This window comes from Kaistella antarctica, assembly GCF_900109615.1.
GTDB lineage: Bacteria > Bacteroidota > Bacteroidia > Flavobacteriales > Weeksellaceae > Kaistella > Kaistella antarctica.
This window is the reverse complement of the sequence record NZ_FOIX01000002.1, coordinates 251,038-265,089: the sequence shown is the minus strand read 5'-3', so window position 1 is coordinate 265,089 and position 14,052 is coordinate 251,038. Positions and strand designations below refer to the sequence as shown.

Annotated in this window: 11 protein-coding genes; all 11 read right to left on the bottom strand. The window is 38.3% G+C overall.

Annotation, left to right across the window (positions count from 1 at the left end):
- Nucleotides 1-1,025 precede the first annotated feature (1,025 nt).
- Complete coding sequence (locus BMX49_RS05880) at nucleotides 1,026-2,627, bottom strand: multicopper oxidase domain-containing protein (RefSeq protein WP_074726716.1); 1,602 nt, start codon at nucleotides 2,625-2,627, stop codon at nucleotides 1,026-1,028.
- Nucleotides 2,628-2,672: 45 nt separating this feature from the next.
- Nucleotides 2,673-3,458 (bottom strand): multicopper oxidase domain-containing protein, encoded by a 786-nt coding sequence (locus BMX49_RS14925; RefSeq protein ID WP_375600468.1) that lies wholly within the window; start codon nucleotides 3,456-3,458, stop codon nucleotides 2,673-2,675.
- On the bottom strand, nucleotides 3,448-3,930 hold the full coding sequence (locus BMX49_RS05870) for a DUF305 domain-containing protein (RefSeq protein WP_034716898.1): 483 nt from the start codon (nucleotides 3,928-3,930) through the stop codon (nucleotides 3,448-3,450). Before BMX49_RS05870 ends, BMX49_RS14925 begins: the two co-directional genes overlap by 11 nt.
- A gap of 10 nt (nucleotides 3,931-3,940) precedes the next feature.
- On the bottom strand, nucleotides 3,941-6,436 hold the full coding sequence (locus BMX49_RS05865) for a heavy metal translocating P-type ATPase (protein WP_034716900.1): 2,496 nt from the start codon (nucleotides 6,434-6,436) through the stop codon (nucleotides 3,941-3,943).
- Between the two features lie 175 nt (nucleotides 6,437-6,611).
- Nucleotides 6,612-7,082: a DUF3347 domain-containing protein gene (locus BMX49_RS05860; protein ID WP_034717451.1), complete on the bottom strand. Its 471-nt coding sequence runs from the start codon at nucleotides 7,080-7,082 to the stop codon at nucleotides 6,612-6,614.
- A 257-nt stretch (nucleotides 7,083-7,339) separates the two neighbouring features.
- Nucleotides 7,340-7,783, bottom strand: coding sequence for a helix-turn-helix domain-containing protein (locus tag BMX49_RS05855; RefSeq protein WP_311316291.1), 444 nt, complete (start codon nucleotides 7,781-7,783; stop codon nucleotides 7,340-7,342).
- A gap of 126 nt (nucleotides 7,784-7,909) precedes the next feature.
- On the bottom strand, nucleotides 7,910-8,350 hold the full coding sequence (locus BMX49_RS05850; protein ID WP_034716903.1) for a heme-binding domain-containing protein: 441 nt from the start codon (nucleotides 8,348-8,350) through the stop codon (nucleotides 7,910-7,912).
- 30 nt (nucleotides 8,351-8,380) lie between these two features.
- Nucleotides 8,381-9,577: an efflux RND transporter periplasmic adaptor subunit gene (locus tag BMX49_RS05845; protein WP_034716905.1), complete on the bottom strand. Its 1,197-nt coding sequence runs from the start codon at nucleotides 9,575-9,577 to the stop codon at nucleotides 8,381-8,383.
- Between the two features lie 12 nt (nucleotides 9,578-9,589).
- The gene (locus tag BMX49_RS05840) at nucleotides 9,590-10,828 is read right to left on the bottom strand and encodes a heavy metal-binding domain-containing protein (RefSeq protein WP_246005108.1); all 1,239 of its coding nucleotides are present in this window, start codon (nucleotides 10,826-10,828) and stop codon (nucleotides 9,590-9,592) included.
- Entirely contained in the window at nucleotides 10,825-12,072 is a 1,248-nt protein-coding gene (locus tag BMX49_RS05835) for a TolC family protein (RefSeq protein WP_034717455.1), read from the bottom strand. The genes BMX49_RS05840 and BMX49_RS05835 overlap by 4 nt, the downstream gene beginning before the upstream one ends.
- A 19-nt stretch (nucleotides 12,073-12,091) precedes the next feature.
- A complete protein-coding gene (locus tag BMX49_RS05830; RefSeq protein WP_034716907.1) occupies nucleotides 12,092-14,050 on the bottom strand; it encodes an efflux RND transporter permease subunit in 1,959 nt (652 codons plus the stop codon).
- Nucleotides 14,051-14,052: the final 2 nt, after the last annotated feature.

Here is a 14,052-nt window from a genome sequence, read left to right as displayed (position 1 = left end):
ATAATTTCTTCCGCCAATAGTTTTGGCAAAATATTTTCCTTGTCTCATTTCTCAATTTCTCTTAAGCTTATTGGAAATAGTTAATTGCCAAACATCAATAGTACGTGATTCGCTTTGCTAAACTTAATTATCCTTTCCCTACACTATTTTTCTAACCGCAGTTAAAGCAACACCAGCTTTTTCAAAAAATTCGATTTGTGAGGTTGGCTTCTTTGCGTTTATCTTTGGTAAATTGTGCGAAATTTTTGTACATTTTTATATGCTTATGCGAGTATTCGGAGGATAAATAGGAAATCATATGTTAATACAAATATTATTAATTCAAAAGGAAATTTCATATGTGATGATATTTAAATTCTTTAAAATATTAATCTACATTATTGGAAAATTTTCACCAGTAAGTAGCGAACCCCCTACTCGCCTGTCAAATTCCCCATCTATTTTAATGTTAAAGCTTTACGTCACTAATTTCTAATAATTTTGTCGCAAATTTGGTATATATATGCGGCAAAATCAATTACTGCTTTAACATATTGAATGAAGTGATATAGGCGCCTACTTACTCAACTTCCTTTCCTTCTTGAATACAAGAGGTTAAACTTGCTAAACTTTAATATCCAATAATCAGATCTTTTTGCTCGTAGAAAAGTTAATTATTAGTTTATAAAAGATTTATTAAAAATTCTGCAGCACATCTTTTAATAAATTTTCAGATAGTTCGTGATTCAACTTGAATGAAGTTAAAGAAATGTTGCCATTATAACTTGTAGCGCATGCTAAATAGTAACTGCGTGTGAAATGAAACTTTCAAAGATCATTTTTGATTCAAGAACAGCGAATATTGCTATTATAACCTCATTTGAACAATTACATTTTAAAAAGAAGAAACCGTCTCATTACAAAATGAGTCGGCTTCTTTTATGGTTTTGTCGAAGACGCTATTTAATTATAAATAGCGAAAATCCACACCGCTAAGGTTCGTTTTGGAATTGAGGCAACTACTATCTCGAACTCTACAATTTTTATCAGTACATAAAAGTAAGTCCTGCTCCAAAACCATATTCACTGTCGTAATTGGTAGAAATTGAAACCCATTTCTGTACCACATATTTCAGTCCGAAATCAAATTCTTTGTCTGAATTTACGGCAAAGTTTCCACGGATTCTAGGTGAAATTTTAATTCTTTCACGACTCAATTCCAAACGTACTTTCCCATTGTGATCAATGTTTGCATCGGCAATTACTAAGAAAGGAAGAAGATATCTAAGTCCAGCAATGGCTACATTTTGATTCTCTGGCATTACATTTTGCCCGAACCAGGTTTTTGCCATATCGTGTGTTTTATTACTTCTGAAACCTACATAAGGCATTGCCCATTGGTATTTTCCTAAAAATCTTCCAACTTTCACACTTCCTTCGTAATGGGTAAAATCATAATTACTGTGTAATTCATTCACATTTAACCATCTCGCTCCTAACATCGTCATATTTTCAAAATGAAATTTATTAGATGCTACATCCAACATTGCTGTGGTGTTGATCATTCGGTTCTTGCTTATAAACTGCTTGTAAGATGCTTCTTTATCAGGTAATTGTGGATTGGGAGCCGAATTTTCATAACTGAAAACTCTTCCCATTCCGCTCATCATGTGATATAAAATATGACAGTGGAAAAACCAGTCACCGTCTTGGTTTGCGGCAAATTCTATCGTCACAGTTTCCATAGGTGCAATGTCAATCACATTTTTCAAAGGTGCATATTCCCCTTTAGCATTAACTACGCGGAAATCATGACCGTGAAGGTGCATCGGATGACGCATCATCGAATTATTGTACATCGTAATTCTAACAACTTCTCCTTTTTTTATTAAGATCTTATCACTTTCAGCAACCGTTTTATTATCTAAAGTCCAGAGATAATTACGCATGTTACCTTCCAGAGTAAACTTCAAATCCTTTACATTATCATTAGGCAAAATTGTTTTGAAAGGAGATTTCAACATATTATAGTTAAGACGCTTAATTATTTTTTCATCTGCAGTTCCCATATCATGGTTGCTGTGATCCATGTCCATTTTTCCGTCCTCCATTTTCATATCGGATTTCACGTCCATCTTGCTGTGATCCATTTCCATTTTATCATCCTTCATTTTCATGTCGGATTTCATATCCATCTTACTGTGATCCATTTCCATTTTTCCATCCTTCGTTTTCATGTCGGATTTCATGTCCATCTTGCTGTGATCCATTTGCATTTTTCCATCCTTCATTTTCATGTCGGATTTCGTTCCCATCATTTCCATCATGTGCTGCATGGATTTCAACCGCTGGCTTTCGGACAATTCTGGGTACATAACCTCGTTCATATCCATGACCTGATTTCCCATGGTCATACTCATCGGTTTCATGTCTCCACTCATTTTCATCATACCGTTCATCATTTTCATTCCTTCAAAAAGCATCAGTTTCGGTAAATTTGGAGCATCTACTTTTGCGCCATCTCCCAAATAAAGTGAGGCGTGACCTTGTCTATCTTCCGAAGTTGCGCGGAATTCAAAACTTTTATTTTCAGGAACGGTTACTTCAATATCGTAGGTTTCCGAAACTCCGACAATCAGACGATCCACTTCTACAGGTTCTACTTCGTTACCATCACTTCCAATAACGGTGATTTAATCAGTAGAAACTGCGCCGTTGATGAGAAAGTTATTGTAATAAACATCACTCACATCCATGGCTTCCATTCGTTTCCATTCATTCAAAAGTTTGGTACCGAAATGTCCTTTTCCAATGGCTTCGGAATAACTCTGCGTCGTTCCTTTCTTGATAGCCCAATAATCGGTTTGATCCATGTGCAATCTTCGCATGATCTGTTTCGGATTTTCATCAGTCCACTCTCCCAAAATAACCGGAATATCTGCAGCAAACTTTTTGCTTGGCTGACCGTCTCTTTTATTAAAAACTAAAATTCCATTCATCCCGATCTGTTCCTGGGTTCCTTCATGAGAATGATACCAATAGGTTCCATTCTGGGAAATACGGAATTTATACAAATGGGTTTCACCTGGTTTCACTTCTTTCGTAGTCAAGTACGGAACGCCATCCATTTCATTGGGTAAAATTACTCCATGCCAGTGAAGGCCGGTGTTTTCTTTCAATTGATTATGAAGATAAATTTCAGCCGTGTCGCCTTCTTTAAAATATAAAGTTGGTGCCTGTAATTTTCCATTTGTCGCAATTGCTCGTGCGGGTTTTCCACTAAAATTTACGAGGGTGTCTCTTACATACAGATCATAGCGAACCGTTTTTCCACCAAATGATATTTTTCCGGTGGCCTCATTTTTTAAATCTGATTTTTTCTCCATATGCATGGAATGGTCCTGAGAAAATGCCTGAACTGACACAACCAAAAAAAGCATCGTGCAAAATCTTAAAAAGTTGGGTATTTTATTTTGCATTTTCTAATCGTTTAATCATTGTTTTCATATCTTCAATTTCTTTTTTTTGAGCCTTGATGATGTCATTTGCCAACTTCTTCACTTCAGGATCTTTGATATCTGCTCGTTCACTAGTTAGTATGGCGATTGAGTGGTGAGGAATCATTCCTTTCATCCAAAGTACATCACCGATAATAGGACTTTGCGTACGAACCAAACCGAGTGCAGCGAAAAACAAACCTATACTTCCCACTATTATTCCAAGGTTTTTCTGCTTATTTTTATACATTTTGCGCATAAAAAAGAACATGATCAAAGCCATTGCGGAAATTCCGAGACAAACCATGTAAAATCGAGTCATGCTGAAATAAACATGATCCAGTTCATAGGTATTGAGATACATGGTAATGTACATCGCCACAAATGAGGCTGCAAGCATTAATACAAAAGTGGTGTAAACGTTACTTTTTGAGTGATCCATTGAATTTTCCATAAGTTTATTTTTAAATTTTAATGTTTTTTAAACGCAGCGAATTCCCGATTACCGACACGGAACTGAAACTCATTGCTAAGGCTGCAATCATCGGTGATAACAGGATTCCGAAGACTGGAAACAAAACGCCCGCTGCAATTGGAATTCCTAAAATATTATAACCTAAAGCGAAAAATAAATTTTGCTTGATGTTCTTCATCACGGCGTCGCTTAAGTTTCTTGCTTTTACAATTCCATGGAGATCACCTTGTACCAACGTAATCATTGCGCTTTCAATCGCGACATCGGTTCCTGTTCCCATGGCGATTCCCACATCACTTTTGGCTAAAGCAGGTGCATCATTAATTCCATCTCCAGCCATTGCCACGATCTTTCCGCTTTTTTGAAGTTTTTCTACTTCCTGAAGTTTATGTTCAGGCAACATGCCGGCTTTAAAATGGACAAGATTTAATTCTTTAGCGACCGCTTGAGCAGTATCGTGATTGTCTCCGGTGAGCATGATCACATCTATGCCTTTTTCCATTAATTCTTTAATTGCCTTTGCACTGGTCGGTTTTATTTTGTCACCGATAACCACGTAGCCGGAAACTTTTCCATCAACAGATAAATAAGAAACCGTTTTTCCTTGCTTTTGAAAATTTTGGGCTTCTGTTTCCATTTCGGAGGTGATTTCAGCCTTGGCATATTCCATCATCTTGGCATTACCCAAATCCACTTTCTTTCCGTTGACCTTTCCCTCGACACCTTTTCCTGTCACTGCACTGAAATTTTCAGCATTTATAATTTCCGTGTTTTGCTCCTTTCCATACTTTACGGTAGCATCTGCTAATGGATGTTCGCTCGTTTTGTTTAAAGACACGATGAACTGCAAAACTTCTTTTTCTGTAAATTGATCTCCGAAAACTCCTATTTTCTCAACAGTTGGTTTTCCCTCCGTTATCGTTCCAGTCTTATCGATAATCAAAGTATCTACTTTATCCATTTTTTCTAATGCTTCAGCGTTTTTTATAAGCACCCCATTTTGAGCACCTTTACCAACACCGACCATTACAGACATTGGCGTGGCTAAGCCTAAAGCACAAGGACAAGCGATAATGAGAACCGCAATTGCATTGACGAATGCATAAACATAAACTGGTTGTGGGCCAAAGACTGCCCAAACAACGAAGGTGATAATTGAAACAAGCACGACGATCGGCACAAAATAACCTGAAACCGTGTCGGCTAATTTTTGAATAGGTGCCCGGCTGCGACTGGCGTTATTTACCATTTCGACAATTTGAGAGAGCAAAGTATCTGACCCAACTTTCTCAGCTTTCATTAAAAATGATTGGTTACCATTGATGGTTCCACTGCTTACTTTATCATCTATTGTTTTGGTTACCGGAATTGGTTCCCCCGTGATCATCGATTCGTCCACCGAAGTTTCACCTTCTGTAATTGCACCATCGACAGGGATTTTTTCGCCTGGTTTTACCCGAAGGATATCACCTAGCACGATTTGTTCGATCGTTACTTCTTCTTCAACTCCGTCTTTAACTCTGATGGCACGGTTGGGTGCGAGTTTTAATAATTCCTTTACGGCGGAATTTGTTTTGCTGTGCGCTCTGGCTTCCAAAACTTGTCCTAGTAAAACTAAAGTCAGAATCACCGTGGCAGCCTCAAAATAAACATGAACTGCTCCAGTGTGAGATTTAAATTGTTCCGGGAAGATATCTGGAAAAAACATTCCAAAAACACTGAAAAGGAACGCGGCTCCTGCGCCAATTCCGATCAACGTGAACATATTGAGATTCCAGGTTTTGATACTTTTGTAGGCACGTTCAAAAAACATCCAGGTTGCGTAGAAAACGACTGGAATCGATAAGGCGAATTGCACCCAATTCCAATATTTCTGTTCCATCAAATTATAGAGCGGATTGTTGGGAATCATTTCACTCATTGCCATTATAAAAATGGGTAGCGTAAAAATACCAGCGATCCATAATTTGCTGAGTAATTTCTTATAGGTCTTTTCTTCGGCTGAAATATCAGGTTCCATCGGCACCAGATCCATCCCACAAATGGGACATGCGCCCGGTTCATCTCTGATAATTTCCGGATGCATCGGACAAGTCCATTGTTCAGAATTTGAACTACTCAATTTTTGTTCTTCCACCAGATCCATCCCGCAAACCGGACAATCACCTGCTTTATCGTACGTTTTCTCCCCTTCGCAATGCATTGGACAGTAGAAAGTTCCGTTGCCTTTTACTTTAGGCTTTTCTGCTTTTGTTTCAATATGCTGATGTTCGCCAGGATTATGGATCGTATATCTATCGCCATCTTTTTTCAGGGCTTCTTGAAATTTCTCGAGCGGAATATGAGATTCCATTTCGATCGTCGTTTCTGATTTCTCTAAATCAACATTAACTTTTGAAACGCCTTCTACCTCGGAAAGTGTTTTTTCTACGTGACTGCGACAGCCGCCGCAAGTCATTCCATGGATATGATAAATGTGTTTCATTATATTTAATTGATTTATAGTGAATTGATTCTTTAAAACCCCTTTGACCAACAATCAAATCTTAAAAGTTCTAGATTATTGGTCTTAGAGTAAGTGGATGTATTTACAGATAAAATTTAGGTACAGTTAAAATTATCAAATTCTGATAATCTGGAATTGGCCGTAAATAATCAGTTTACTTAATTTCTGATTTCACGCTTCCACATTTCAACATGGAGGCACCGTAATAAGGATTTCTAATTTCTTTTTCAGCACTCAACCATGACGCTTCCGCCATTGGGCAATATTGAACAAAAACGGATTGGTCGGCCATTTTAAATTGTTTCGTTAAGGCTATCATATTGTTTGACAGACCATTGAACGATTCTCTCTGTGTTTCGATGCTGCGGCTTTCTGCGATTTTCGTTGCGTCTTTTCGCAAAACATCCAGATTACCTTCAGATAAAACTTTGTAATCCACCATTGAGGCCGATTTAATAAAAGTATTAGCGGCTTTCGAGGCTGCATCTGAATTGTCTGTAGCCAAGGCAGTTTTAATTCCCAAATAGTTTTCATAAAGTTTAGAAACTGCAGCATCGCTTTTTTGAGCCGACAAATTTAAAACGGTAAATACTGAAAATAGGGCTGTGAAAATTATTTTTTTCATTGTAATAAAATTTAAATTGTTTTTAATATAATAAGGTTTGAATGGTCTGTGATCATTTTCCATTTCACTTCCGTCATCTCAAACATATTACCAAGTATTAAGATTAGAAAGTTTGTTAAAAAGACTGTTTTCCTAGATTTAAAAAGGCTTACGCTGTGATTAGTTTAGACCTTCCTTCCTCCTAAAACTGGAGCATTGATAACTATGTAATGATACGGCGACTTTGATTTTTTTTGTGTCATAATATTGGTTTAAATCTACATAATTCGGTCTAGTGGATTTCTATTATTCGCGTTATTTGATTTATAAAAAGTCAAACTCATTCCGGTTTCACTTGCGAATTGTCTGCTCAGGTAATTCACATTGCTATAATTAAGTAACTGACTGATTTCCGTAAAGTTATATTCCTGATTTTGAATAAGTTCCTTTACTTTTTCAATTTTTAATTTTATGAAATATTTCTCAATCGTTATGCCTTCAGTTGTTGAAAACAGTTTGCTTATTTTAGAATATTCGGTGTGCACTACATCTTCAAGATAAATAGAAAGGTTTTGGTTCAATTCTAAAGGCAGATCGTCAAGCAGTTTGATGAGTTCTATTTTAATCTGTTCTACGAGTTGTTTTTCTGGACTTTCTATAAGAGAAAATCCATTTTTTTCTAAAATTGAATGAAGGTTTGTTTCATCCTCTATGTTTTGCATAGACAATTGTATTTCCCCCAATTCGATGTGTAATACTTCGATACCACAATTCTGCAACTCCTCACGCAAGACTTTGATGCACCGGTCACAAACCATATTTTTTATGTAGAAATTCTTTATCATCGCTTATTGTATTTGAAAGTATTGGATCAATAATTTTTTCTCCGTCTCCGAAATTCGAGCCTCAGGATGAAGCCAGAGATAAGAGGTTATAGGCATTTTGTCTTGCTCGATCTGTTTTACTATTTCGGTATATTTAGTACGGAGTCTCCGTTTGCCATAGTCCTGAAATTCATCAAAATTAAGTTTCTTTTTACCCTCCGAAATATGATTATCTAAGAGTAAGGCAGTAGGTTGAATGTTTCCATACCAAGGATAATTGGTCTGGTTGCTGTGACAATCGTAACAGGATCTCTCCAGGATTCGGTTGACGTTATTAGGAACATTAAATTGGTTTACAAAACTCTTACCTCCAGGAATTGGCGATTCATTTCTGTGCACAGGAATAACCTGCACGACTAAAATCAGAATGACTGCTGAAATGAATATAATCAAAAGTTTTTTCATTTTTTAATATTCTATATTCTGTAACACCATCTACATCTCATGACCTGCCATCGGATCAGCGCCTTTTTGGAAAATATATTCGCTGTTGAGCAGATAAGTTCCTGAAACCACCACTTCATCATCCTCTTTTATTCCCGACAAAATTTCAATACGGTCATCGGTTTCCAAGCCAGTTTTCACCATTTTATTGACGAAAGTGTTTTTTGCGGTTTTTACCCAAACCGTCGCCATTTTTCCATCACGAATGACCGCATCAGTTGGTAAGGTGAGCGTTTTACGAGATTCGTTTTCTACCAAAACATAAACAGGCATGCCGGGTTTCAGCAATTTGTCTTTATTAGGAATAGAGACCCGCACCAGATTGATCCTGCTGGCGGAATTAATTTCAGGATTGGTAAAATCGATTGTTCCGTCAATTTTCAAATTGTCCAGATCAGGAATTGAAACAGTGACTTTCGTATCCCGATGGATTAATGCCATTTGGGACGAATACACCTGTGCCTCAGCCCAAAGCGTAGAAAGATCGGCGAGCGTTAAAATCGTTCCTCCTTCTGAAACATAGGCACCTTCTGAAATATTTAAATCCGTGATATATCCAGAGCCAGTGCTGAAAACTGTTGTGGTCAGCGGTGCTTTTCGGGTTCTTTCCAACTGGCTGATCTGACCTTTAGTCATTCCCCACAACGAAAGTTTATTGCGAGAACTTTGGAGCAACTGATCAAAATCGATGGAGGTATTTCCTTTAAAAAGATGTTGACGCTCTAAAGCCAAAAGATATTCCTGCTTTGAATTATTCAGTTCTTCACTGTAAATTTCAATTAATGGTGAACCTTGCGGAACGTATTCTCCAATATTTTTGTAATACAATTTTTCCACTCTGCCCATGACGCGGGAACTGACGGAATGCATTTTATACTGATCAAAATTAAGGGTTCCGGTGAGCGTCAGTTTGTCCGAAAGGTCATCATTAGCGAGACTCATCGTTTTTATATTGCCCAATTTTATCTGTTCATCATTCAGAACAAGAGCGTTCGGGTCTGCATTTTTTTTCTTTTCCACAGGCACCAGATCCATGTGACAAATAGGACATTTTCCTGGTTTATCTGCCACAATTTGTGGATGCATGGAACAGGTGTAATAGATATCGTGGTTCGCGTGTGGATCTTCTTCTTTTTTACAGGAAAAAAGAAAAATTAAAAGCGCCATTATTAAAATATTATATTTCATTTCTTCCTTTTTTTATTGAGTTACTTTAATGAAACTTTCGCTATCCATAAGGTATTGGCCATTTTCTGCAACTTCATCTTCGGGTTTTAGCCCGCTTGTAATTTCAATTTTATCTTTAACAATAGCGCCAGTTCCAACTTTGTGTGCCGTGAAACCACCAGGTGCTTTTTTAAAGACAATTTTATCCATACCCAAAGAAACTACGGCTGTTTTTGGAAGCCAGTCGGCTACTTTGGAATGACTTGCAATTTCGGCGTTAACCTGAGTACCGATCGGTATTTTTGCTACGCTATTGTCAAAATAAACTCGTGCGGTAACCGTTTTACTTTCGGGGCGAAAAAAGGGTTCAATAAAATCAACAGTTCCTTTAAACCGACTCGAAGGATCATTTTGAGGAATAACTGCAACCGACTGTCCTTTGCTCACCAAAGCAATATCTTCGGCAAAAATATTGAGCAGCGCCCAACTTCGGCTGGGATTGTACACGGTGAAAATATTTTCTCCTTTTTGCAGATACATGCCTTCTTTGAGCGGTAATTCTGCCGTAACTGAACTCGCCTGCATCACATCATCTGGTTGAGATGAATTCGTCATTCCTCCGGCTGCCTGTATATATCCACTGTAATTACTAAAGACAGGAACACTCAGATCTGGTTTACCTTTCCTGCTGATGCTCTGAATCTGAGAAGACGGCATTCCCAAAAGCAATAATTTTTGACGGGAGGCATTAATCATCATTGAGTTCGATCGATCATTTTTCAACAGGAACAAATGATTTTGCTGTGCTGTAAGAAGTTCCGGGCTGTAAATATCTAAAATACGTTGACCTTTGGAAACTTTCTGGAATTTATACCTGACGTATAGTTTCTCGATCCTTCCGGCAATACGGGAAGAAATAGTTCCGATCTGCCGCGTGTCGTAATCTACAATTCCTAAAGCCGCGACGGTGGTTGGAATATTTTCCTTCGCTAAACGAATAACGGGCAACTGAGAAACCACATAATTATTGGTAGGCTGTAAAAGGTCTTCCAGTTTAATGCCTTGTTCTTTTTCGGCAGGCACATCTTTCAGCACCAGATCCATTCCGCATTTCGGGCACTGCCCAGGTTTATCCGAATTTATTTCAGGATGCATCGGGCACGTATAAGTATGCAATTCTGCTGCTTGCGAATTGGTGTCTTCCCAGAACTTTAATTTTTCACACGCTGATAAAGTGAACAGCATCACCGTGAATAGTATTAGTTTTTTCATCTTCTTTCAAGTAAACGGTCTAATTCGGTTTGAGCCTGGAGCGCTTTTGTCAGAATATCAAAGTATTCTAACTGTGTGGTGTTGAGTTTTTCCCAGGCGTCATAAAGCGTGAAAAGATCCTCTGTATTTTGCTCGTAGCCCAACTGCATTAATTTGTAATTATTTTTCAAAGCCGGAATAATGGTATTTTCATACAATTGAATCTGTTTTTTATTCAGTTCCAATTCGTTGCGCATACCATAACCTCGACCGCTGTATTCATTCACCATCACTGCTTTTTTGGCAAGCAGCGCTTGTTCTTTGATCTGTAGACTTGCGATATTGGCGTCGTACATTTTTCTAGCCCACGGAACCAGCGGAATTTTCGCCATCACCATCAATGTAAACTCCATAGGCTTTCCTCCAAATCCGAACATGTTTTCGAATTTTACGCCAAATTCGGGTCGCACATTTTGTTTTTCCAGATTCTGTTTCAATTTGGAAATATTAATTTCTTTGTCAATACCACGCAGGTCGCTTCTGTTTTGATAAAAAAGTTCTGGATCCAAGAGTTCCAGTCCATATTCATTTAAAGTAAAATCAGGCTGCACTTCCAGGTCTTCCATTGCGTTTCTTCCCATCAAAGCATTCAAGCGGATTCTTTTCACCTTGATATCATTATCATACATGAGTTGCATATTATCGGCTGAACCGAGGGCTGCTTTGGCTTTATAGTAGGCGGAAATTTTTCCGAGTCCGTTTTTATACCGAATTTCTGCATTGCGAATCATGAAGTCGAGCATATTTTTATTATCCTTAACCACTTTTATTTTCTTGTCCAAAACGATCCAGTCGTAGTACAATTTTTTGGCATCCTGAAAATTTTCATTCAAAGTGGCAGACAATTTTTCTCTTTCAACAGATGACATCGCAAGCATTAGATTTTCATTGGCATCGAGTTTCTTTTTATTCGGGATCATCTGTTCTACCGAAACTGCAAAAGAGCCCATTCCCAGCATATCGCCATCTCTGCTCCACCGTTGTGGATTGTAAGGCGTCATTAACATACCTGCACCAACCGTCGGCGGCATCCAACTTCTGGAACCTTTGGCGGCTGCATCCATTGATCTTACTTCTGCATCATACATTTTTACCACCGGATTGTTCGCGGCAATACTGTCTAAAATTTCAGACAAAGGCATTTGCTGTGCTCCCATTTTGCCAGAAAAAATTGAAATTATGAGTAGGAGTGTTATTTTCTTCATTTTAATTATCATTAAAGTTTTAATGGGAAGCATCAAGCACATCTATTTTCCCCAGTTTATTCAATTCCCATTCTTTCTGCATTAAAAAAATGATCGGCGTTACCAAAAGAATATGAATAGCAGAGGTGAAAACGCCACCTACCATAGGCAAAACAATTGGTTTCATCATATCGCTACCAACACCATGACTCCAGAGAATCGGGACTAATCCAAATAAGGTTACACAAACGGTCATTATTTTTGGTCGCAACCTTTTCGCCGCACCGAAAATAACGTACTCACGCAATTCTTCGTCGGTGATGGTTTCCCGCGAATTTCCATTTTTAGCCACCAATTGCACCATGGCATCGTTGAGGTAAATGACCATCACAATTCCCGTTTCTACGGCGAGCCCGAAAAGTGCGATAAATCCGACGGCAACAGCGACAGAAAGATTTACGCCCCAAATCGAAATCATAAAAACTCCGCCGATTAAGGCAAACGGAATACTGATCAGATTGAAAAAGGCTTCGCGATAAGAATTAAAGGCAAAATACATGGAGAGGAAAATCACGATCAGAACCAGTGGCATGATCATTTTCAAAGTTTGCTCACCGCGGATAAGATTCTCGTATTGACCGCTCCATTCGACGTAATATCCTTTTGGCATTTTCGCCATTTTGGTATCGATCCTTTTCTTGGCTTCTTCTACGGTACTTCCTAAATCCCGGTCGCGAACATTGAATAAAACAGCACCACGCAACATGGCGTTTTCTGAATTAATCATGGGAGGACCTTCTGAGAGTTGGATATCTGCGACGCTACTTAAAGGAATGGACCCAAATTTCATGGTCTGCAAAGGCAATCTGCGGAGCGATTCGATATTATTCCGAAAGTCCTGACCGTAACGTGCATTCACGGAAAAACGTTGTCTTCCTTCGATGGTTGTGGTGAGTTTCATTCCACCCAAAGCGCTTTCTACGACGGCATTAACATCATCTACACTTAAACCATACCTGCCGATCTCCTCTCTTTTCACTTCAATATCGATGTATTTACCACCAGTAATTGGTTCGACGAACATGTCTTTGATACCATCAATTCCAACCAATTCATTTTTAATTTGTTGAGACAAGGCATAAATACTGTCTAAATTTTCACCATACACTTTAACACCAACATCAGTTCTAATTCCGGTGGAAAGCATATTGATCCGATTGACAATTGGCATGGTCCAGCCGTTCGTCACGCCCGGAATCTGAAGTTTCGCATTCAATTCATTAATCAAGCCTTCTTTGGTTGTTCCATCCCGCCATTCATTTTGAGGTTTCAAAAGAATAATGGTTTCAATCATAGAGATCGGAGAATTATCGGTAGCCGTATTTGCTCTCCCGGCTTTCCCTAAAACGTGATCAACCTCTGGAACACTTTTAATAATTTTATCCTGAACCTGTAATAATCTTTTGGCTTCCGAGTTCGAAATATCGGGCAGCGTTACCGGCATAAAAAGAATGGAACCTTCATCTAAAGGCGGCATAAATTCCCGACCGAGATTGAGCATCATCGGAATACTGATAACCAGTGCAAGAATATTGATGCCCAGCGTTGTTTTTCTCCATTTTATACACCATCTGATCAAAGGTTCGTAAAACCTTTCCAAACCTCTATTAATCGGGTTTGTGTTGTCATCTTTGAACTTTCCTTTCATAAAAAAAGAAATGAGCACTGGCGCCAAAGTTAGGACCAAAAACGCATCAACGATGAGGATGAAAGTCTTCGTATAAGCCAGTGGATGGAACAATTTTCCTTCTTGTCCCGTCAGCATAAATACAGGGAGAAATGAAACCACAATAATCACTGTAGAAAAAAATACTCCTCTTGATACTTGTTTGCACGATTTCTCAATGATACTCATCCGAATATCTTCGGGGATTTTTTTATAACGATCCGGCTTTTCGCTTTTTTTCCGGAATATATTTTTAAACCAATCGGTCTTCATGA

What these genes read in the sequence shown, in the direction of transcription:
- BMX49_RS05865 (WP_034716900.1), bottom strand. Translation starts at nt 6,436, where the DNA reads ATGAAACACATTTATCATATCCATGGAATGACTTGCGGCGGCTGTCGC.
- BMX49_RS05860 (WP_034717451.1), bottom strand. Translation starts at nt 7,082, where the DNA reads ATGAAAAAAATAATTTTCACAGCCCTATTTTCAGTATTTACCGTTTTA.
- BMX49_RS05845 (WP_034716905.1), bottom strand. Translation starts at nt 9,577, where the DNA reads ATGAAATATAATATTTTAATAATGGCGCTTTTAATTTTTCTTTTTTCC.
- BMX49_RS05855 (WP_311316291.1), bottom strand. Translation starts at nt 7,783, where the DNA reads ATGCAAAACATAGAGGATGAAACAAACCTTCATTCAATTTTAGAAAAA.
- BMX49_RS05870 (WP_034716898.1), bottom strand. Translation starts at nt 3,930, where the DNA reads ATGGAAAATTCAATGGATCACTCAAAAAGTAACGTTTACACCACTTTT.
- BMX49_RS14925 (WP_375600468.1), bottom strand. Translation starts at nt 3,458, where the DNA reads ATGCAAAATAAAATACCCAACTTTTTAAGATTTTGCACGATGCTTTTT.
- BMX49_RS05830 (WP_034716907.1), bottom strand. Translation starts at nt 14,050, where the DNA reads ATGAAGACCGATTGGTTTAAAAATATATTCCGGAAAAAAAGCGAAAAG.
- BMX49_RS05850 (WP_034716903.1), bottom strand. Translation starts at nt 8,350, where the DNA reads ATGAAAAAACTTTTGATTATATTCATTTCAGCAGTCATTCTGATTTTA.
- BMX49_RS05840 (WP_246005108.1), bottom strand. Translation starts at nt 10,828, where the DNA reads ATGAAAAAACTAATACTATTCACGGTGATGCTGTTCACTTTATCAGCG.
- BMX49_RS05835 (WP_034717455.1), bottom strand. Translation starts at nt 12,072, where the DNA reads ATGAAGAAAATAACACTCCTACTCATAATTTCAATTTTTTCTGGCAAA.